17 protein-coding genes and 1 tRNA gene are annotated in these 20,047 nt (G+C 63.2%); 8 read left to right on the top strand and 10 right to left on the bottom strand.

Features of this window, described 5'->3' with window-relative positions:
• Window positions 1–17: 17 nt before the first annotated feature.
• The 7 genes from pheT to BKX93_RS19660 form a co-directional block, all read right to left on the bottom strand.
• Entirely contained in the window at window positions 18–2,375 is a 2,358-nt protein-coding gene (pheT, locus tag BKX93_RS19690; protein ID WP_070980992.1) for a phenylalanine--tRNA ligase subunit beta, read from the bottom strand.
• 18 nt (window positions 2,376–2,393) lie between these two features.
• Window positions 2,394–3,380 (bottom strand): phenylalanine--tRNA ligase subunit alpha, encoded by a 987-nt coding sequence (pheS, locus tag BKX93_RS19685; protein WP_070980990.1) that lies wholly within the window; start codon window positions 3,378–3,380, stop codon window positions 2,394–2,396.
• 140 nt (window positions 3,381–3,520) lie between these two features.
• On the bottom strand, window positions 3,521–3,880 hold the full coding sequence (rplT, locus tag BKX93_RS19680) for a 50S ribosomal protein L20 (RefSeq protein WP_021477050.1): 360 nt from the start codon (window positions 3,878–3,880) through the stop codon (window positions 3,521–3,523).
• Between the two features lie 13 nt (window positions 3,881–3,893).
• Window positions 3,894–4,091, bottom strand: a complete 198-nt coding sequence (rpmI, locus tag BKX93_RS19675) for a 50S ribosomal protein L35 (protein WP_011134904.1) — start codon at window positions 4,089–4,091, stop codon at window positions 3,894–3,896.
• Between the two features lie 153 nt (window positions 4,092–4,244).
• Complete coding sequence (infC, locus tag BKX93_RS19670; protein WP_076098326.1) at window positions 4,245–4,763, bottom strand: translation initiation factor IF-3; 519 nt, start codon at window positions 4,761–4,763, stop codon at window positions 4,245–4,247.
• A 42-nt stretch (window positions 4,764–4,805) separates the two neighbouring features.
• Window positions 4,806–6,707, bottom strand: coding sequence for a threonine--tRNA ligase (gene thrS / locus BKX93_RS19665; RefSeq protein ID WP_070980988.1), 1,902 nt, complete (start codon window positions 6,705–6,707; stop codon window positions 4,806–4,808).
• A 181-nt stretch (window positions 6,708–6,888) separates the two neighbouring features.
• Window positions 6,889–6,965 (bottom strand) — tRNA-Val (locus BKX93_RS19660).
• Between the two features lie 136 nt (window positions 6,966–7,101).
• Here BKX93_RS19660 and tgt point away from each other — a divergent pair.
• From tgt to BKX93_RS19620, 8 genes are all read left to right on the top strand, one after another.
• Window positions 7,102–8,217, top strand: a complete 1,116-nt coding sequence (gene tgt, locus BKX93_RS19655) for a tRNA guanosine(34) transglycosylase Tgt (protein ID WP_070980986.1) — start codon at window positions 7,102–7,104, stop codon at window positions 8,215–8,217.
• A 139-nt stretch (window positions 8,218–8,356) separates the two neighbouring features.
• Window positions 8,357–8,683, top strand: coding sequence for a preprotein translocase subunit YajC (yajC, locus tag BKX93_RS19650; protein ID WP_021477046.1), 327 nt, complete (start codon window positions 8,357–8,359; stop codon window positions 8,681–8,683).
• Between the two features lie 67 nt (window positions 8,684–8,750).
• A complete protein-coding gene (gene secD / locus BKX93_RS19645; protein WP_046157093.1) occupies window positions 8,751–10,598 on the top strand; it encodes a protein translocase subunit SecD in 1,848 nt (615 codons plus the stop codon).
• 3 nt (window positions 10,599–10,601) lie between these two features.
• Window positions 10,602–11,537, top strand: a complete 936-nt coding sequence (secF, locus tag BKX93_RS19640) for a protein translocase subunit SecF (protein ID WP_046157094.1) — start codon at window positions 10,602–10,604, stop codon at window positions 11,535–11,537.
• A 74-nt stretch (window positions 11,538–11,611) separates the two neighbouring features.
• Entirely contained in the window at window positions 11,612–12,256 is a 645-nt protein-coding gene (locus tag BKX93_RS19635) for a DedA family protein (protein WP_046157095.1), read from the top strand.
• A 68-nt stretch (window positions 12,257–12,324) separates the two neighbouring features.
• Window positions 12,325–14,220, top strand: a complete 1,896-nt coding sequence (gene mutL / locus BKX93_RS19630) for a DNA mismatch repair endonuclease MutL (RefSeq protein WP_070980984.1) — start codon at window positions 12,325–12,327, stop codon at window positions 14,218–14,220.
• A gap of 76 nt (window positions 14,221–14,296) precedes the next feature.
• Window positions 14,297–15,115, top strand: a complete 819-nt coding sequence (locus BKX93_RS19625) for an MBL fold metallo-hydrolase (protein ID WP_070980982.1) — start codon at window positions 14,297–14,299, stop codon at window positions 15,113–15,115.
• Between the two features lie 154 nt (window positions 15,116–15,269).
• Window positions 15,270–16,142 (top strand): trypsin-like serine protease, encoded by an 873-nt coding sequence (locus BKX93_RS19620; RefSeq protein ID WP_070980980.1) that lies wholly within the window; start codon window positions 15,270–15,272, stop codon window positions 16,140–16,142.
• A gap of 384 nt (window positions 16,143–16,526) precedes the next feature.
• On the opposite strand, the gene BKX93_RS24855 is transcribed toward BKX93_RS19620, so the two are convergent.
• From BKX93_RS24855 to BKX93_RS19610, 3 genes are all read right to left on the bottom strand, one after another.
• Window positions 16,527–16,940 carry a hypothetical protein gene (locus tag BKX93_RS24855; protein WP_145929343.1) on the bottom strand — a complete coding sequence of 138 codons (414 nt, stop codon included), beginning with the start codon at window positions 16,938–16,940 and terminating at the stop codon, window positions 16,527–16,529.
• A gap of 465 nt (window positions 16,941–17,405) precedes the next feature.
• Window positions 17,406–18,695, bottom strand: a complete 1,290-nt coding sequence (locus tag BKX93_RS19615; RefSeq protein ID WP_070980978.1) for an NAD(P)/FAD-dependent oxidoreductase — start codon at window positions 18,693–18,695, stop codon at window positions 17,406–17,408.
• 55 nt (window positions 18,696–18,750) lie between these two features.
• Window positions 18,751–19,926 (bottom strand): ABC transporter ATP-binding protein, encoded by a 1,176-nt coding sequence (locus BKX93_RS19610; RefSeq protein ID WP_083340607.1) that lies wholly within the window; start codon window positions 19,924–19,926, stop codon window positions 18,751–18,753.
• Window positions 19,927–20,047 lie beyond the last annotated feature (121 nt).

Here is a 20,047-nt window from a genome sequence, read left to right as displayed (position 1 = left end):
GCCCGCCCACATCTTGATCACACGCGCAGTTGCGCGCCCAGTTCCGACACCGCGTCCAGCAGGGCCTGCATCGCCGGCTCCACGTCCTCGTCGGTCAGGGTTCGGCTATTGTCCTGCATCAGCACGCTAAAGGCCAGACTCTTCTTGCCTTCGGCGACGCCCTTGCCGCGATAAACGTCGAACAAGGCGATATCGGTGACGACTTCAGCGCGCTTGGCGTCGAATGCGGACAGCAGCTGCGCCACAGTCACAGCCTCGTCCACCAGCAGCGCCAGATCGCGGCGCACCGGCTGGAACTTGCTGACCGGCTGCGCCTTGATGCGGCTGCGCGCGGTAACGGCCGCCAGATCCAGCTCGAACAGCACTGGCGCATTCACCAGGTCATAGGCCTGCACCCACTGCGGATGCAGCTCGCCGATCACGCCGACCGCCTTGCCGTCCACCAGCACCTCGGCGCAGCGGCCCGGATGGAAGGCAGGATGGGCCGCCTTGCGGTACTCGGCCTTGACCGGATGCAGCAAGGCTTCGACATCGGCCTTGGCATCGAAGAAATCGACGCGCTCGGACTTGGCGCCCCATTGCTCGGACAGCCGCGGACCCCAGGCCAGGCCGGCCACTCGTTCCGGCTGGTCGAAACCGCTCGCGCCGCGCAGGAACACGCGCGCCACTTCGAACAGCCGCACGCGCGGCTGCTTGCGGTTGATGTTGCCGGCCAGCACGTCGACCAGGCCGCCGATCAGCGTCGAGCGCATCACGCTCATCTGGCTGGCGATCGGGTTCTGCAGGCGGATCGCATTGTCGTTGCCGGCGAAATCGCGCTCCCAGCGCTCGTCGACGAAGGCGTAGCTGACCACCTCCTGGTAATCGCGGCCGGCCAGCAGGTGGCGCAGCTGATCCACTGGCCGCTTCTCTTCCGGCTGCGCCAGCATGCGCATGCCGGAACGCGGCGCGTCGGCCGGAATGGCGTTGTAGCCGTAGACGCGCGCCACTTCCTCGATCAGGTCTTCCTCGATCTCGATATCGAAGCGGAACGACGGCGCCTGCACGGTGAAGACTTCATCGGCCAGCGTGTAGGACAGGCTCAAACGGGACAGAATGTCGCCGATTTGCTCGGCGGACAGCGCCACGCCCAGCACCTTGGCCACGCGCGCCACGCGCAGCTTGACCGATTGGCGCTTCGGCAGCTCGGCCACCTCCTCGACCACCGGGCCGGCCTCGCCGCCGCAGATGTCCAACACCAGGCGGGTGGCGCGCTCGATCGCTTCGCGCTGCAGCGTGAAATCGACGCCGCGCTCGTAACGGTAGGACGAATCGGAGCCGAAACCCAGCTCGCGCGCCTTGCCGGCGATCGCTTCCGGCGCGAAGAACGCGGACTCCAGGAAGATGTCTCGGCTTGCGGTGGTGACGCCGCTATGCTCGCCGCCCATGATGCCGCCCATGGCCAGCGGCTTGGCGTCGTCGGCGATCACCAGGTGCTTGGCCTGCAGCTCGACGGTCTTTTCGTTCAGGCACAGCAGGCTCTCGCCGGCGCGCGCCTGGCGCACGGTGATGCCGCCTTCGATCTTGGCCAGATCGAAAGCATGCATCGGCTGGCCCTGCTCCAGCAGGATGTAGTTGGTGATATCGACGATCGCGGAGATCGAGCGCAGGCCGGAACGCTCCAGGCGCTGGCGCATCCAGGCCGGCGTGGCCGCGGCGGCGTCGACGCCCTTGACCACGCGGCCCAGGTAGCGGCCGCAGGCCTGGCGGGATTCGATCTTCACCGGGCGGACGTCATCGATGGACGGCGCCACCGGGGCGATGGCCACCGGGGCAAGCGCGGCGCCGGTCAGCGCCGCCACTTCGCGGGCGATGCCGCGGATCGACAAGCCATCGGCTCGGTTGGGGGTGATCTTCAGCGTGAACAGCTGATCGTCCAGGCCCAGGTAATCGCGGATGCTCTGCCCCACGGGCGCGTCGGCCGGCAGCAGCATCAGGCCATCCACGTCTTCCGGCACGCCCAGCTCCTTGCCGGAGCACAGCATGCCGCCCGACTCCACGCCGCGCATCTTGGTCGGCTTGATCTTGAAATCACCCGGCAGCACCGCGCCAGGCAGCGCGCACGGCACGCGCACGCCAACGGCGACATTGGGCGCGCCGCAGACGATCTGGATCAATTCGCCAGTGCCCACGTCGACCTTGGTCACGCGCAGGCGGTCGGCGTTCTCATGCTTGACGCACTCTTTCACCTCGGCGATCACCACGCCGGAGAAGGCCGGAGCGGCGGCTTGGGTTTCTTCCACCTCCAAGCCAGCCATGGTCAGCAGCTCGGACAATTGTTCGGTATTCAGCGCCGGATTGACCCAGCTTCTCAGCCATTGTTCGGAAAATTGCATAGTCGGCTCCGTGCGCGATCAGTTGAATTGCTTCAGGAAGTTGAGATCGTTCTCGAAGAACAGGCGCAGGTCGTTGACGCCGTAGCGCAGCATGGCGAAACGGTCGAGGCCGATGCCGAAGGCGAAGCCGGTGTACTTTTCCGGGTCGATATTGGCGATGCTCAGCACCTTGGGATGCACCATGCCGCAGCCGCCCACTTCCAACCATTTGCCCTGCTCGTCCAGCACGTCGATCTCGGCCGAGGTCTCGGTGAACGGGAAAAAGGACGGACGGAAGCGCACCTGCAGATCGTCGCGCTCGAAGAAGCGGCGCAGGAAGTCGGTGACCACCGCCTTCAGGTCGGCGAAGGATACGCCTTCGTCCACCCACAGGCCTTCCATCTGGTGGAACATCGGCGAATGGGTGGCATCGGAGTCGACGCGGTACACGCGGCCCGGCGCGACGATCTTGATCGGCGGCTGGTGGCTTTCCATGAAGCGCGCCTGGATCGGGCTGGTATGCGTGCGCAGCACGTCGCCGTTTTCCACGTAGAAGGTATCCTGCATCGCGCGGGCCGGATGGTTTTCCGGGATGTTCAGCGCCTGGAAGTTGTAGAAATCGCTTTCGATTTCCGGGCCGTCGGCCACTTCGAAGCCCATGGTGCGGAACAGGCCGGCGATGCGCTCCAGCGTCAGCGCCACCGGATGCAGGCCGCCGCCGGCCGAACCGCGGCCCGGCAGCGTGACATCCAGCGCCTCGGCGGCCAGCTGGGCTTCCAGCTTGGCGGCGTTGAGCTGGTCGCGCTTGTCGTTGTGCGCGGCTTCGAACGCTTGCTTGGCTTGATTGATGGTGGCGCCGGCGGCCTTGCGCTCTTCCGGCGCCAGCTTGCCCAGTTGCTTGAGGAGTTCGGTCAGCTCGCCGCTCTTGCCAAGGTAACGTGCCTTGACCTGCTCGAGCTCGATCAGATCGGCCGCGGCGGCGACTGCCGCCTGGCCTGCTTGGAGAATCGCGTCAACGTTGTTCATCGTGTCCCACACCGTATGCGAATAGAAGGCTGATCACACCGGGCATTGAGCATACCCGCTCTGATCAGCGCTCTGGGAAGGCCGTCCGGAAGAAAAAAAGGGAGGCAAATGTTTGCCTCCCTTCAGATCCGTCCCGGCGATTAAGCAGCGAGGCTTGCTTTCGCCTTTTCGACGATCTGCGCAAAAGCCGGCTTGTCGAACACGGCCAGATCGGCCAGGACCTTGCGGTCGATTTCGATAGCGGCTTTCTTCAGGCCGTTCATGAACTTGCTGTACGGCAGGCCGTTTTCACGGGAAGCTGCGTTGATACGGGCAATCCACAGTTGACGGAACTGACGCTTTTTCTGACGACGGTCGCGGTAGGCGTATTGACCCGCCTTCATCACCGCCTGTTTGGCGATGCGATAGACGTTCTTCCGGCGGCCGCGATAGCCTTTCGCCAGAGCGAGGATTTTCTTGTGACGAGCACGTGCGGTTACACCGCGTTTTACGCGTGGCATATTTCAGGTCTCCTTAAGCGTAGGGCATCATGGCGCGAACAGAGGCCACATTGGTCGCGTCCACCATGGAGGTGCCGCGCAATTGGCGCTTGTTCTTGGTGGTCTTCTTGGTCAGGATGTGACGCTTGAAGGCGTGTGCACGCTTGAAACCACCGCCACCCAGTACTTTGAGACGCTTCTTCGCGCTCGACTTGGTCTTCATTTTCGGCATGGAAATGCTCCTGCTGAATTTTGTTTAGATTAGACACAGGGTGGCCCGAAGGCTCTTGAAACCGCTGCGTCACGCTTTTGAGCAGATCGTTGCCGACCTACAAAATCAACACGGCAGAGCGCACTCTGCCGTGTCGAAAAATGATTATACCGATTATTTCTTCTTCGGCGCAATCATCATGACCATCTGGCGGCCTTCCAGTCGCGGGAACTGTTCCACAGTGCCCACTTCCGCCAGATCGGCTTCCACGCGCTTGAGCAGCGCGAGGCCGATGTCCTGGTGTGCCATCTCACGACCGCGGAAGCGCAGGGTGACCTTGGCCTTATCGCCTTCAGTCAGGAAACGGACCAGGTTGCGCAACTTGACGTTGTAGTCGCCATCGTCGGTGCCCGGACGGAACTTGATTTCCTTGATCTGAACCTGCTTCTGCTTCTGCTTGGCTTCGTGACGCTTCTTGGACATCTCGTACTTGTACTTGCCGTAGTCCATCAGCTTGCACACCGGGGGCTGAGCGGTCGGGGAAATCTCCACCAGATCCACATCGCCCTCTTCGGCCAGAGCCATCGCTTCACGCAGACTGACGATGCCAATCTGCTCACCTTCCTTACCTACCAGACGGATCTCACGAGCGGTAATCTCGCCGTTGATCCGTGCTTCGCGTTCCTGAGCTATAGCTGAAATCTCCTAATAAATGATAAGTATGCCGCCGCCGGATCAGGCCCCAGGCATCTCAGCCTTGAGGCGCGCGATGAACGCATCCAGCGTGAGCTGACCCAGATCTTCGCCCCGGGCGCGCACGGCAACCAAACCGCCTGCCTTTTCCTTGTCGCCGATCACGATCTGATACGGCAACTTCTGCAGGCTGTGTTCGCGAATTTTATAGCCGATCTTCTCGTTTCTCAAGTCAAGCGCGACTCGGAATCCTTGTTTCTCAAGCTCTTTCGCAATTTCAACCGCATAATCCGCCTGCGCTTCGGTGATATTCATCACCACCATCTGCACCGGCGCCAGCCACAGCGGGAAAGCGCCGGCATGGTTTTCGATCAAAATGCCGAGGAAACGCTCCAGCGATCCCAGCGCCGCGCGGTGCAGCATCACCGGGCGCTTGCGGCTGTTGTCATCAGCCACATATTCGGCATCCAGGCGCTCCGGCAGCATGAAATCGAGCTGCAGCGTGCCGCACTGCCAGGAGCGGCCGAGCGCGTCCTTGATGTGGTATTCGATCTTCGGACCGTAGAAGGCGCCCTCTCCCGGCAACTCTTCCCACTCCACGCCGCAGGCGCGCAGCGCTTCGCGCATGCCTTCCTCGGCCTTGTCCCAGGTGGACTCCTCGCCGATGCGTTTTTCCGGACGCAGCGCCAGCTTAATCGACACCTTGTCGAAGCCGAAGCGGTCATACACTTCCATCACCAGGCGGTGGAAATCCTTGGCCTCCTGGTTGATCTGGTCTTCGGTGCAGAAGATGTGGCCATCGTCCTGTACGAAGCCGCGCACGCGCATGATGCCGTGCAGCGCGCCGGACGGCTCGTTGCGGTGACAGGCGCCGAACTCGGCGTAGCGCAGCGGCAGGTCGCGATACGAGCGCAGACCGCTGTTGAACACTTGCACGTGGCCCGGGCAGTTCATCGGCTTCACCGCGTAGTCGCGCTTTTCCGACTCGGTGATGAACATGTTCTCGCGGTAGTTGGCCGCATGGCCGGAACGCTCCCACAGATGGGCGTCCATCATCATCGGCGTGCGGATTTCCTTGTAGCCTTCGCGATTCAGCTTGTCGCGCATGTATTGCTCGACGCTCTGCCACAGCTGCCAGCCCTTGGGATGCCAGAACACCATGCCCGGCGCCTCGTCCTGCAGGTGGAACAGGTCCAACTGCACGCCCAGCTTGCGGTGGTCGCGCTTTTCCGCCTCTTCCAGCATATAGAGGTAGGCGTCCAGATCTTCCTTCTTGGCCCAGGCGGTGCCGTACACGCGCTGCAGCATTTCGTTCTTGCTGTCGCCGCGCCAGTAGGCGCCGGCCACCTTCATCAGCTTGAACACCTTCAGCTTGCCGGTGGACGGCACGTGCGGGCCGCGACACAAGTCGGTGAATTCGCCTTCGCGATACAGCGACAGCACTTCGCCCTGCGGTATCGATTCGATGATTTCGGCCTTGTAGGCCTCGCCGATGCTCTTGAAGTAGGCGATGGCCTCGTCGCGCGGCAGCTCGTAGCGCTCGACCGGAATGTCCTTCTTCGCCAGCTCGGCCATCTTCTTCTCGATCGTCGCCAGATCTTCCGGCGTGAACGGACGCTTGTAGGCGAAATCGTAGTAGAAGCCGTTCTCGATCTCCGGCCCGATGGTCACCTGCGCTTCCGGGAACAGCTCCTTGACGGCATAAGCCAGCAAGTGAGCGGTGGAGTGGCGGATGATGGACAGGCCGTCGGCGTCCTTGTCGGTGACGATGGCCAGATCCGCGTTGCGGTCGATCAGGTAGCTGGTATCCACCAGCTGGCCGTCCACGCGACCCGCCAGCGCGGCGCGCGCCAGACCGGCGCCGATGGACGCGGCCACTTCATGAACCGTTACCGGTTTGTCGAAAGAACGGACCGAGCCGTCCGGCAAGCGAATGTCTGGCATGTCAACTCCAACGAGGGCGAGAGATTTTTGTGATCGAGTCTAAAGCAAAAGGGTAAAAAAAAAGTGCGGCCTGAGCCGCACTTCTTTTTCGCATGGTACAACCCGCAAGGCTCAGCTTCCGTGAGTATGTCGGGCTGTGGTAGTTCGCAAGACTTTCACTTGTAACTCCATGCATTTAATTTGGTAGGCACGATTGGATTCGAACCAACGACCCCCACCATGTCAAGGTGGTGCTCTAACCAACTGAGCTACGTGCCTGTCGTCGAGGTGTGCATAGTATAAGAGCCTCCCCATCTTGGCAAGCACTTTTTTGCGACACCGGCGCAGCCCGCGCGCTTGCTGTATACTAGCGGACTGATTTTGCTAAACAAACCCTGAAGCGATACTTCGAATAATGTTGAAGTTTACCGTACACAAGACCTCCGGCGGCGCGCGGCGCGGCACGCTGGAGCTGAACCACGGCACCGTGGAGACCCCGGTCTTCCAGCCCGTGGGCACCTACGGCTCGGTCAAGGCGATGAGCCCGGTCGAGCTGAACGACATCGGCGCCGAGATCATCCTGGGCAACACCTTCCACCTGTGGCTGCGCCCGGGCCTGGAGATCGTCGAGCAGTTCGGCGGCTTGCACGAGTTCATCGGCTGGGACAAGCCCATCCTGACCGACTCCGGCGGCTTCCAGGTATTCAGCCTGTCCGACATGCGCAAGCTGACCGAGGAGGGCTGCACCTTCCAAAGCCCGATCAACGGCGACAAGCTGTTCCTGAGCCCGGAGATCTCAATGAAGATCCAGACCGTGCTCAATTCGGACATCGTGATGCAGCTGGACGAGTGCACGCCGGGCCAGGTGGACCACGCCACCGCGCAGAAATCGCTGCAGATGAGCCTGCGCTGGGCCGAGCGCTCGCGCCGCGCCTTCGACGACCTGAAAAATCCGAACGCGCTGTTCGGCATCGTGCAAGGCAACCTTTATACCGATTTGCGCCAGGAGTCGCTGGAAGGCCTGATGCAGGTCGGCTTCGACGGCATCGCCATCGGCGGCCTGTCGGTGGGCGAGCCCAAGCCGGAAATGTACCGGATGCTGACCGAGCTGAAGGACATGCTGCCGGCCGAGAAGCCGCACTACCTGATGGGCGTGGGCACGCCGGAAGACCTGGTGCACGGCGTCGCCAACGGCGTGGACATGTTCGACTGCGTGATGCCGACCCGCAACGCGCGCAACGGCTGGATCTTCACCCAGTGGGGCGACGTCAAGATCAAGAACGCGCGCTACAAGGATGACAAGAAGCCGCTGGACGAGGAATGCGCGTGCTACGCCTGCCGCAATTTCAGCCGCGCCTACCTGCACCACCTGCATCGCGTCGGCGAAATCCTGGGCGCGCGGCTGAACACCATCCACAACCTGCACTACTACCAGGAACTGATGCGCGAGATCCGCAAGGCGATCGAGGAAGACCGCTTCGAGGACTTCCGCCTGGAGTTCGCGGCCAAGCGCGCGCGCGGCGTCAACTAAGCGCGCCGGACGGGGAACCGCGGCCCCGCGCCGACGGTCCCACGCCCTTGCCGCGCTCCATAGTTGGAAAAGATATGGAGCATGGCTACAATGCCCTGTTCGAAACTTGAAGTCATAACGAAATTTAGGAGTTCCCCTGATGTCCTTCATTACTCCCGCCTTCGCCTCCGGCGGCGCAGCTCCCGCAGGTTTCGACCTGATGGGCTTCCTGCCCATGATCGTGATCTTCGTGCTGTTCTGGTTCCTGATGGTCCGCCCTCAGCAGAAGCGCATGAAGGAAACCCAGAAAATGCTGTCCGAACTGCAAAAGGGCGATGAAGTGGTCACCCAGGGCGGCATCGTCGGCCGCGTATCCAAAGTCAGCGAGCAATACCTGACCCTGGAAATCGCCGACAACGTGGAAATCCACGTTCAGCGCAGCGCCGTCGGCGCCAAGCTGGAAAAGGGCACGCTGAAGTCGCTGTAAGCCCATCACGGCCGCCCCGGAACGCTCCGCAGGCGGCCTTGTTCATTTCCCACTCCAGAACTAGAACATGAACCGCTACCCTCTCTGGAAATACCTCGTCATCGTGGTGGCGCTGATCATCTCGGCAATCTACACGCTGCCCAATTTCTACGGCGAGACCCCCGCGGTGCAGGTCTCCAGCTCGCGCCAGTCGATTCCGGTGGACTCCGCCGTGATGGGGCGCGTGGAAGACGCGCTCAAGTCGCAGAACATCAGCCCCGACGGCGTCTTTCTCGACGCCAACAGCCTGAAGGTCCGCTTCAAGGATACCGACACCCAGCTGAAGGCGCGCGACGCCATCCAGCACGCGCTGGGCGACAACTACATCATCGCGCTGAACCTGCTGCCCGCCTCCCCGTCCTGGCTGACGGCGCTGCACGCCAACCCGATGTTCCTGGGCCTAGACCTGCGCGGCGGCGTGCACTTCCTGCTGGAAGTGGACATGCAAGCCGCCACCGACAAGGCGATGGAACGCTACGCCGGCGATCTGCGCCGCGAGCTGAAGAACAAGCAAGTACGCTACGGCAACATCAAGCGCAACGGCAACACGCTGGAAGTGCAGCTGCGTGACGAAGACACGCTGAAGTCGGCCCAGGACGTGGCCTATCGCATGCTGCCCAGCCTGGCGGTCCGCACCGACGACGCCGCCAACAAGCTGCTGCTGACGCTGAAGCCGGAAGAGATCACCAAGATCCAGAACGACGCGGTCAAGCAGAACATCACCACGCTGCACAATCGCGTGAACGAGCTGGGCACCACCGAGCCCATCATCCAGCAGGCCGGCCCGAACCGCATCGTGGTGCAGCTGCCCGGCATCCAGGACACCGCCCGCGCCAAGGACATCATCGGCCGCACCGCCACGCTGGAAGTGCACATGGTCGAGGACGACCAGGGCAAGGTGGCCGAGGCGCTGGCCGGCAACGTGCCCGCAGGCTACGAGCTGCTGGACGAAGCCACCTCCCGCGGCCAGAGCAAGATCCTGCTCAAGAGCGACGTGGAGCTGACCGGCGACAATATCAACGACGCCCAGCCGAGCTTCGACCAGTTCGGCGCGCCCGCCGTCAGCATCAACCTGGACAGCACCGGCGCCGCCATCTTCCGCCAGCTGACCGCCGAGAACGTCGGCAAGCGCATGGCGATGGTGCTGGTGGAAAAAGGCCGCAAGGAAGTGGTCACCGCGCCGGTGATCCGCACCGAGATCGGCGGCGGCCGCGTGGAAATCTCCGGCAGCATGAACAGCGCCGAAGCCAACGACACCGCCCTCTTGCTGCGCGCCGGCTCCCTGGCCGCGCCGATGAACATCATCGAAGAGCGCACCATCGGACCGAGCCTGGGCAAGGAAAACATCGAGAAGGGCTTCCACGCCACGCTGTGGGGCTTCGCCGCCATCGCAGCGTTCATGGTGCTGTACTACGGCCTGTTCGGCGTGTTCTCCGCGTTGTCGCTGGCGATCAACGTGTTCCTGCTGATCGCGTTGCTGTCGATGCTGCAGGCCACGCTGACCCTGCCCGGCATCGCGGCCATCGCGCTGGCGCTGGGCATGGCCATCGACGCCAACGTGCTGATCAACGAGCGCATCCGCGAGGAGTTGCGCAACGGCATGCCGCCGCACTCTGCGATCCACTCCGGCTACGACCACGCCTGGCACACCATCCTGGACTCCAACGTCACCACGCTGATCGCCGGCCTGGCGCTGATGATCTTCGGCTCCGGCCCGGTGCGCGGCTTCGCCATCGTCCACTGCCTGGGCATCATGACCTCGATGTTCTCGGCGGTGCTGGTGTCGCGCGGCCTGGTGCACCTGTGGTACGGCCGTCGCCGCAAACTGACCTCGCTGGCCATCGGCCAGGTGTGGAAACCGGAAAACAAGGGCTAAACCATGGAGCTTTTCCGCATCAAACGGGACATCCCGTTCATGAGCTACGGCCGGCTCACCACCGCGATCTCGCTGGTGACCTTCGTGCTCGCCGTGTTCTTCCTGGCCACCCGCGGCCTGAACTTCAGCGTGGAGTTCACCGGCGGCACCGTGCTGGAGCTGCAGTATCAGCAGTCGGCCAACCTGGACCAGATCCGCGAGAAGGTGGACGCGCTGAAGCTGGGCGAATCCACGGTGCAGAACCTGGGCACCAGCCGCGACGTGATGATCCGCCTGCCGAACAAGCCGGGCACCAGCACCGCCCAGCTGTCCGACAAGGTGATGGGCCAACTGAAGGCCGCCGACCCCACCGTGCAGCTGCGCAAGGTGGACTTCGTCGGCCCCAGCGTCGGCGAGGAGCTGGTCTCCCACGGCCTGACCGCGGTGATCCTGGTCTGCGTAGGCATCATGCTCTATCTGGCCATCCGCTTCGAATGGCGCTTCGCCGTCGCGGCCATCATCGCCAACATGCACGACGTGGTGATCATCCTTGGCTGCTTCGCCTTCTTCCGCTGGGAATTCTCGCTGACCGTGCTGGCCGGCATCCTGGCGGTGCTGGGCTACTCGGTGAACGAATCGGTGGTGGTGTTCGACCGGATCCGCGAAAACTTCCGCAAGCCGGGCATGCGCGGCCACGCGGTGGCCGAGGTGATCGACAATGCCATCACCTCCACCATGAGCCGGACCATCATCACTCACTTCTCCACCGAGATGATGGTGGTGTCGATGCTGGTGTTCGGCGGCCCGGCGCTGCATGGCTTCGCGATGGCGCTGACCATCGGCATCGTGTTCGGCATCTACTCGTCGGTGCTGGTGGCCAGCCCGATCGCGCTGTGGCTGGGCGTGAAGCGCGAGCACATGATCAAGCCGGTGAAACAAAAAGAGGAAGCGGTGGTCTGATCATCGCCTTCTGAACGACTGGCCGGCTTGTCCGGCCAGTTTCGCGTCTGCCCACCTAGCTCATAACGGAAATCATGGAAGCCATCACGTTTCTGATCGACTTCATCCTGCACATCGACGCCCACCTGACCCAACTGGTGGCCGCCTACGGTCCCTGGATCTACGCCATCCTGTTCCTGATCGTGTTCTGCGAAACCGGCCTGGTGGTCACGCCCTTCCTGCCCGGCGACTCGCTGCTGTTCGTCGCCGGCGCGCTGGCGGCGATGGGCCAGATGAACCCGCACCTGCTGGTCATCTTGTTGATCGTCGCCGCCATCCTGGGCGACGCCACCAACTACGCCATCGGCCGCAATGTCGGCATGCGGCTGTTCGAGATGTTCCCGCGCATCCTCAAACCACAGTACCTGGACAAGACCCACGCCTTCTACGAGCGCCACGGCGGCAAGACCATCATCTTCGCCCGCTTCGTGCCCATCGTGCGCACCTTCGCGCCGTTCGTGGCCGGCATCGGCAAGATGCACTATCCGCAGTTCCTGCGCTACAACGTGGTGGGCGCCGTCGCCTGGGTGGTCGGCTTCACTTACGCCGGCTATTTCTTCGGCAACCTGCCCTTCGTGCGCAAGAATCTGGAATTGCTGATCTTCGGCATCATCTTCGTATCGTTCTTGCCGGGGCTGATCGAAATCTGGCGCCACAAGCGCGCGGCCGCCCGCGGCTGATCCGTAGTAGAATCGACAGGGCCGCCTCGCGCGGCCTTTTGTTTTGACACCACGCCCAAACGCCGCCCATGACACGCATCCAACGCCTGCCCGACCACCTCGTCAACCAGATCGCCGCCGGCGAGGTGGTGGAACGCCCCGCCTCCGCGCTGAAGGAGATGCTGGAAAACAGCCTGGACGCCGGCTCGACGCGGATCAGCGTGGACCTGGCACAGGGCGGCATCAAGCTGATCCGGGTGACCGACAACGGCGCCGGCATCGCCGCCGACGACCTGCCGCTGGCGCTGGACCGCCACGCCACCAGCAAGATCGCCTCGCTGGACGATCTGGAATCGGTATCCACGCTGGGCTTCCGCGGCGAGGGCCTGGCCAGCGTGGCGTCCGTGTCGCGGCTGACGTTGGTGAGCCGGCCGCAGGACGCCGACCACGCCCACCAGATCATCGCGATAGACGGCACGCTGCACCCGGTGGAGCCGGCCGCCCATCCGCACGGCACCAGCGTGGAAGTGGTGGACCTGTACTTCAACACCCCGGCTCGGCGCAAATTCCTGAAGAGCGAGAACACCGAGTACGCGCACTGCGCGGCCACTTTCGAACGCATCGCGCTGGCGCACCCGGACGTGGAGTTCCTGCTGCGCCACAACGGCAAGGTGGCGTGGCGGCTGCCCTCGCAAAGCGCCGAGGACCGCGTGGCCGCGCTGCTGGGCAAGGACTTCGTCGCCGCCGCGATCCCGCTGGACAGCCAGGCCGGCCCGCTGGCGCTGACGGGATTCGTCGCCTCGCCCACTTACTCCAAGGCCAGCCGCGACGCTCAGTACTTCTACGTCAACGGCCGCTTCGTCCGCGACAAGACCGCCCAGCACGCGCTGCGCCAAGCCTACCGCGACGTGCTGCACCACGATCGCCATCCCGCCTACGCGCTGTTCTTCCAGCTCGAGCCGTCCGGCGTGGACGTCAACGTGCACCCGACCAAGATCGAAGTCCGCTTCCGCGAGAGCCAGGCGGTGCACCAGTTCCTGTTCCACAGCGTGCACAAGGCATTGGCCGGCACCAGCGCCGGCGCCGTTCCGACGGTTCAGGTGGAAGGCGCGGAACCGGCCGCTCCGCAGCTGCCGCGCGGCGCGTCGGCGCCGCTGTTCGCCAGCGCCTCGCCCCGGCCGGCCTCGTCCGGCATGCCGGCGCCGCAGCCTTTCCAATATCAGCAGCAATCCATCCCGCTGAATGTGGCGCGCGAGGCGGTGGGCGTTTACGACAAGATGTTCAGCGGCCTGCGCGAGGAAGAGCGGGCGCTGTCGCGTTCCGAGCCGGCCATGCCCTCCCCCGCCGCGCCGCTGCCGCATCCGGCGGTGCTGGCGATGCCCGCCCACGACGAAAACGGCATCCCGCCGCTGGGCTTCGCGCTGGCCCAGCTGCACGGCGTCTACATCCTCAGCCAGTGCGCCGAAGGGCTGATCCTGGTGGACATGCACGCCGCCCATGAGCGCATCGTCTACGAACGTCTGAAAACCGCGCTGGAAGCCGACGCCATCCCGCTGCAGCCGCTGCTGCTGCCGGTATCCTTCGCCGCCGACCGCATGGAAGTAGCCACCGCCCACGAGCATGGCGAGGAGATGAAACGGCTGGGCGTGGAGCTGGCGCCGCTGTCGCCGACCCAAATCGCCGTGCGCGGCGTGCCGGTGTGGCTGAAGGACGGCGATCCGGTGGACTTGGCGCGGGCGGTGCTGAAGGACGTGCGCGAGTTCGGCCTGACCCAGGTGCTGACCGAGCGCCGCAACGAGCTCTTGGCCACCATGGCCTGCCACGGCTCGGTGCGCGCCAACCGCCAGCTGACCTTGCCGGAAATGAACGCGCTGCTGCGCGACATGGAAGCCACCGAGCGCTCCGGCCAATGCAACCACGGCCGCCCCACCTGGAGCCGGCTGACCATGCGCGACCTCGACAAGCTGTTCATGCGCGGCCAGTAATTCCACCCTTGCTCACCCATAGAATGACCAGACCAGCATTGATCCCGACGCGACGCGGCACGCTCGCCAAACCCCGATGAGAGTCAGCGTATTGGTGGAAAACCATAGCCACCGGCCAGCCCTGCAGGCAGAAGCGGGCCTGTCGCTATGGATAGAGCACAACGGCCACCGCGTGCTGTTCGACACCGGACGCAGCGGCCTGCTGCTGGATAACGCCGCAAAGATGGGCGTCGATCTGTCCACGCTCAGCCATCTGGTGCTGTCCCACGGCCATTACGACCACAGCGGCGGCCTATCCGCGCTGTCCCCCATCCTGCCGGCGGACAAGCGGCCGCAGCTGATCGCGCATCCGCACGCCTTGCTGCCGCGCGCCGCCATGCTGGGACCATGGCAGCTGCGGCGGCTCGGCATTCCGGCCATCCCGGCCGATATGGAGAATCGCTTCGATCTTCAACTGCACCGCGAGCCTTACCCTTTCGCCGACGACTTCGTGTTTCTCGGCCATATCCCTCGCCAGACTTACCGTGAAGGCCGTCGCGCCATGGGCCGGCTGTGGCCGCAAACCCGCCGCAGCGCGCCGGACCGGGTGGAAGACGACTCCGCGCTGGTCTGCCGGACGGAGAAAGGCCTGATCATCTTCAGCGGCTGCGCCCACTCCGGCATCCGCCACACCGTCGATTACGCGATGGAAGTCTGCGGCGACAGCCGCGTGCGGGCGGTGATAGGCGGCTTCCACCTGCGCAGCGCCGGCCCGCTGCGGCTACTGAATGTCCGCCGCTATTTCCAGTCCCAGGCCGGCACCCAGCTCTTCGCCTGCCATTGCAGCGGCTACGCCCGCCACTTCCTGCCCAGGCAGACAAATATCGCCGTCGGCAATCGGCTGGTCTTCGACTGAGTCCTCCCGGCTTCCGCGCTGCGCCGCCCCGCAAGCCAGGCATGGCATGGATCCGCGGGGCCCCGCGCCGGCCGCCCTTCACAAACCGGCCCCCTCCTCGTCCCTGCGAATGAACGCCGCGCGCCCCGCCGGCCCCAGACTGAAGGAGCGGAACATGCAATTCAACGACACCGCCAAGCGAGACGCGCTGAACGCCTTTGCCCAACTGCCGCCAGCGGTCAGGGAGCAGATCCAGTTCAGCTCGGTCAGGCTGAGTAACGACCGCTTCACCGGCTCGGGCGTGCTGGTCATCGACGCCAACCAGATCCAGGGCATCGTCACCGCCAAGCACAATCTGTGCGTGCGCTCCGGCATCGCCACGCCGACGGCTTGGAACGAAGACCAGGTCGCCAATCTGATCACCGGCTTTCTAGACGGCCTGAAAGTCGGCTACGACTATCCCGCCGCCGCGCTGGACAACACCCGCCAGCCATTGCCGGCGAAAGAGCAAAGGCTGGACTCGGAAAGCAGCGACATCGAGTTCCGCAACGGCCACGGCCGCTGGGACTACGACCTGATGTTCATCTCTTTCAAGGCCAAGCTGCCGATACGCGACTACATCGCCGCCAGCCCGCTGCACCGCGTGGCCTACGGCAACAGCGACCTGGCCTTCTACCGCCAGGACCCGACCGGCAAGGGCGTGTTCGTCACCGGCTTCGGCGACGTGCTGAACGCCCAGGGCGGCCAGCTCAACCTGTCCCACCCTTTCCAGGTCCGCAACGCCGCCATCGCGTCCCGCCAGGCCCAGGTGCTGCGCCAAAGCCGTCCCGACCTTTACTTCACCGACGCGCTGATCATCGAGGCATCCAACAACAGCAGCACCGCCACCGGCGATTCCGGCGGCCCGGCATTCCACGTCAACGGCAGCCGGGTCTACCTGATGGGCGCGACGCTAGGCGCCAACTTCCAGCCCGACCGACTGCCGCCGGACAAACCCATCATCAACAACGCGGCGACGGCGCTGTATGCCGGGGGGTATCTGTTCTGACCATATGACATCACGGGAAATCTTGAGCTGCGCTGGTTCAGCCTAACCTATGGCCCTTGTTAATGAATTCTTGATCCAAAAGAAAACGGCGCATCGCCATTAAAGGGATGCGCCGCTTATGTGATCGACAGTGTCAGCGCCATAGCGCTGATGATCTTGTACTAGAACCGTAGCTTGGGATAAATGAAATGAAGCCCTACACTTACCGATAAAATTCATGATCCTATAAATATTGATCGCAATATATCGCGGTAAACGTTGGGCTTCGCAAGCTCAGCCCAACCTACGGCCCTGAATGAAATGAAGCCGAACATTTACCGAGAAAATCTACGACCCCATAAATATCGATCGTCACATCTCGCGGTGAACGTGAGCTTCGCAAGTTTAGCCCAACTGCTCTCGGTTTAATTTATTAAGGAGGTCTCCAACAACCGCCCTGGCTGGCGGAGACCCAACAGCCATAATCTTTCTAAGTCGAGCAATCTCATCTTCCGAAACTACATTTTTCAGCACTTCACGGCTACGCAAGCTATCCGCCGCAGCAATAACAACATCATCCTCTGGTGCAGCAAGTAAATTTAATAAAATATGCATAGCGCTTTTATTTGAAGATACGTCTATCGCTTCAGCACACTTAGTCCTCCACTCCGCTGGTCTATCACACAGAGCATCACTTAGCGCTTGCCAATCTGAATCCTGAAATTTCTCCACGAGCCCTGACACATATTCAACCCCTACGTCATACCAATGATCTGAGGGAAGTGGCAATTTCAAGTATTCATCAAAATCTGAAAACATTTTAGTTCCTTAAGGTTCTGGGGTCAAACCAAGTAATTCAAGAGATGTAAAACTCCCCCCGCTGGATAGGCAGCCGTAACTCGATTGCCAACCTTAATTACCTCTATATTTACGCCATTTACTTGGCCACGATAGAACGTCGAACCATCAAGCAGTCGAGTGGAAACTATATTATTATTTCGATCTACCTCTTGAATAGAACCGTAGATTGGGCAGAATGAAATGAAGCACAACGTTTACCGAGAAAATCCACGCCCCATAAATATTAATCGCCATACATCGCGATAAACGTCGGGCTTCTCAAGCCCAGCCCAACCTACGATCCTAAAAAGATCAAGCCTTAAAAATCAGCATAATACCGCAAATAAACCAGCAATTATGCTCCAGCGGACAAGCAGTAAATAAATAGCCCGAGCACGCTCTCGCATGCTCGGGCTTCAGACATAACGCCTACGCCGGCGCTATCTACAGATAGTCCCTCATCCGGTAATAAGCCATCCCCAACACCAGCGCCGGGGTGCGCAGCAGCTTGCCGCCGGGAAAGTCGCGGTGGCGGATCTTGGAAAACAGGTCCAGTCGCGACGAGGTGCCGGCGATCGCTTCGGCCACCACCTTGCCGGCCAGGCCGGTGATGTTGACGCCGTGGCCGGAGAAGCCTTGCAGGTAATAGACATTGCCGGACAGGCGGCCGAAGTCCGGCGCGCGGTTGACGGTGATGTCGCAGAAGCCGCCCCAGGCGTAGTCGATGCCGACATCTGCCAACTGCGGGAACACCCGCAGCATGTCGGCGCGCATGGAGCCGGCCAGGTCGCGCGGCTCGTGGCCGGAATAGCTGACCTTGCCGCCGAACAACAAGCGGTGGTCGGCGGACAGCCGGTAGTAGTCGAGCACGAAGTTGGTGTCGCACACCGCCATATTGTCGGCGATCAGCGCGCGCGCCCTCTCCTCTCCCAGCGGTTCGGTGGCGATCACATAGGTGCCGGCAGGCATGATGCGCCGCTCCAGCTGCGGCACCAGCGCGCCGATGTAGGAATTGCAGGCCAGCACCAGGTGGCGGCAGCGCACGACGCCATGCTCGGTGAAGACCTTGGGCGCGTCGCCCTGCTTGATGCGCAGCGCCGGCGTCTGCTCGTGGATGTCCACGCCGGCGGCCAATGCCGCGCGGGCCAGGCCCAGGGTGTAGTTGAGCGGATGCAGATGGCCAGAATGGGGATCGAACAGGCCGCCCTGGTAACGCTCGCTGGCCAGCTTGTCCCGCAGCGCCGCTCGGTCCCACAGCTGCATGCCGCCGTAGTCGTAGCGCTCCTCGGCTTCGCGCTGCCAGTCCTCCAACTCCCGCAGATGGCGCGGTTTCACCGCCGCGCTGACGTAGCCGCGCTGCCAGTCGCACTGGATGTCGTGGCGGCGCACGCGCTCGTCGATGATTTCCACCGCTTCCACCGACATGTCCCACAACGCCTTGGCCGCCTCTTCGCCCACCTGGGAGCGGATGCCGTCCATATCGCCGGCATAGCCCGCGATCACCTGGCCGCCGTTTCGGCCGGAAGCGCCGAAGCCGACGTGCGAGCCCTCCAGCAGGAGGACGGAGAAGCCCTTCTCCCGCAGGTTCAGCGCCGCCGACAACCCGGCCAGTCCACCGCCCACCACGCATACGTCGCAGCTTGCCTCGCCGCGCAGCGGAGGCTGCGGGTCCCAGGCGTGGGCGGTGGCGGCGTAATAGGATGGCGGATGCGGCTGATGGGCGAAACGCAGCATAAAGTCCTCAAGGCGGATCGAAGGGAAAGCCCCCGGCAAGCCGGGGACGCGGATGTCACTGGGTCAGCACCACCGGCGAGTCGGCGCGCCAGCTGAGGTAGACCGTCTCGTCCCAGGTGGGCGCGGTCTCGTTGGCGTCGCACCAGCGCGACGATGGCACCACGGCTTTGACGATCTTGCCGCCGGCCAGTTTCACGTGATAGACGGAGTAGCTGCCCAGGTAGGCGATGTCCCGCACCGTGCCGGCGGCGCGGTTGGCGCCGGGCTGCAGCGGCTGCTTGTCCAGCCGCACGTCCTCCGGCCGCACGCTGGCCCATACGCGCATGCCCTTGGGGCCGGTGATGCCGTGGTCGATGTGGATGACGCCGCCCAGCTCCTGCGAGTTGATCTCTACCCAGTCCGGCTCGTCCACCACCACTGCGCCTTCGAACATATTGGTCTCGCCGATGAATTCGGCGGTGAAGCGACAGCTCGGGTATTCGTAGATTTCGGTCGGCGTGCCGACCTGCAACAGCTTGCCCTCGCTCATGATGCCGATGCGGCTGGACATGGTCATCGCCTCTTCCTGGTCGTGGGTGACCATGATGCAGGTGACGCCCACCGCCTCGATGGTGTTGACCAGCTCCAGCTGGGTCTGCTGCCTGAGCTTCTTGTCCAGCGCGCCCAGCGGCTCGTCCAGCAGCAGCAGCTTGGGCCGCTTCACCAGGCTGCGCGCCAGCGCCACCCGCTGCTGCTGGCCGCCGGACAGCTGATGCGGCTTGCGGCCGGCGTATTTGCGCATCTGCACCAGGTCCAGCATCTTCGCCACCCGCTCGGCGATCTCGTCGCGCGGCGCGCCGTCCTGCTTCAGGCCGAAGGCGACGTTCTGCTCCACCGTCATGTGCGGAAACAACGCGTAGTTCTGGAACATCATGTTGACCGGCCGCTCGTACGGCTGCAGGCCCTGCATGTCCTGGCCGTCCAGAATGATGCGGCCGGATGTGGGCGTTTCCATCCCCGCCAGCATGCGCAGCAGCGTGGACTTGCCGCAGCCGGAGCTGCCCAACAAGGCGAAGATCTCGTTGCGGCGGATGTCGAGGTCGATATGATCCACCGCCAGGTGGTCGCCGAACTTCTTCACCACGCCGCTTATCCTCAGGTACGGCGGCTCGCCCCCTGCGACGATGCCGGCCGGGGCCGCGCTGGCGATGGGGCTGGCTGCTTGCTTGCTGGCCGCGATGGCTTCCGACATGTTCCCACTCCCTCCGACTGCGGCGCCCTGCCGGCGCCGCTTGCTGTTTTGGACGCTTGAGACACGCGGCGGACAAATCCGTCCGCCTCTTGGCGCCGCCGGCACGCTTACAGCATGGCAA

The sequence above is a fragment of the Chromobacterium vaccinii genome (genome assembly GCF_001855275.1).
GTDB lineage: Bacteria > Pseudomonadota > Gammaproteobacteria > Burkholderiales > Chromobacteriaceae > Chromobacterium > Chromobacterium vaccinii.
The sequence above is the reverse complement of the archived record's forward strand: the minus strand, read 5'-3'. Positions and strand labels throughout refer to the sequence as shown.

Coding starts and splice junctions, on each gene's coding strand:
- yajC (WP_021477046.1), top strand. CDS start 8,357: ATGTCCTTCATTACTCCCGCCTTCGCCTCCGGCGGCGCAGCTCCCGCA.
- tgt (WP_070980986.1), top strand. CDS start 7,102: ATGTTGAAGTTTACCGTACACAAGACCTCCGGCGGCGCGCGGCGCGGC.
- pheS (WP_070980990.1), bottom strand. CDS start 3,380: ATGAACAACGTTGACGCGATTCTCCAAGCAGGCCAGGCGGCAGTCGCC.
- rpmI (WP_011134904.1), bottom strand. CDS start 4,091: ATGCCGAAAATGAAGACCAAGTCGAGCGCGAAGAAGCGTCTCAAAGTA.
- BKX93_RS19615 (WP_070980978.1), bottom strand. CDS start 18,695: ATGCTGCGTTTCGCCCATCAGCCGCATCCGCCATCCTATTACGCCGCC.
- BKX93_RS19635 (WP_046157095.1), top strand. CDS start 11,612: ATGGAAGCCATCACGTTTCTGATCGACTTCATCCTGCACATCGACGCC.
- mutL (WP_070980984.1), top strand. CDS start 12,325: ATGACACGCATCCAACGCCTGCCCGACCACCTCGTCAACCAGATCGCC.
- rplT (WP_021477050.1), bottom strand. CDS start 3,880: ATGCCACGCGTAAAACGCGGTGTAACCGCACGTGCTCGTCACAAGAAA.
- BKX93_RS19620 (WP_070980980.1), top strand. CDS start 15,270: ATGCAATTCAACGACACCGCCAAGCGAGACGCGCTGAACGCCTTTGCC.
- secF (WP_046157094.1), top strand. CDS start 10,602: ATGGAGCTTTTCCGCATCAAACGGGACATCCCGTTCATGAGCTACGGC.
- BKX93_RS19610 (WP_083340607.1), bottom strand. CDS start 19,926: ATGTCGGAAGCCATCGCGGCCAGCAAGCAAGCAGCCAGCCCCATCGCC.
- thrS (WP_070980988.1), bottom strand. CDS start 6,707: ATGCCAGACATTCGCTTGCCGGACGGCTCGGTCCGTTCTTTCGACAAA.
- BKX93_RS19625 (WP_070980982.1), top strand. CDS start 14,297: ATGAGAGTCAGCGTATTGGTGGAAAACCATAGCCACCGGCCAGCCCTG.
- secD (WP_046157093.1), top strand. CDS start 8,751: ATGAACCGCTACCCTCTCTGGAAATACCTCGTCATCGTGGTGGCGCTG.
- BKX93_RS24855 (WP_145929343.1), bottom strand. CDS start 16,940: ATGTTTTCAGATTTTGATGAATACTTGAAATTGCCACTTCCCTCAGAT.
- pheT (WP_070980992.1), bottom strand. CDS start 2,375: ATGCAATTTTCCGAACAATGGCTGAGAAGCTGGGTCAATCCGGCGCTG.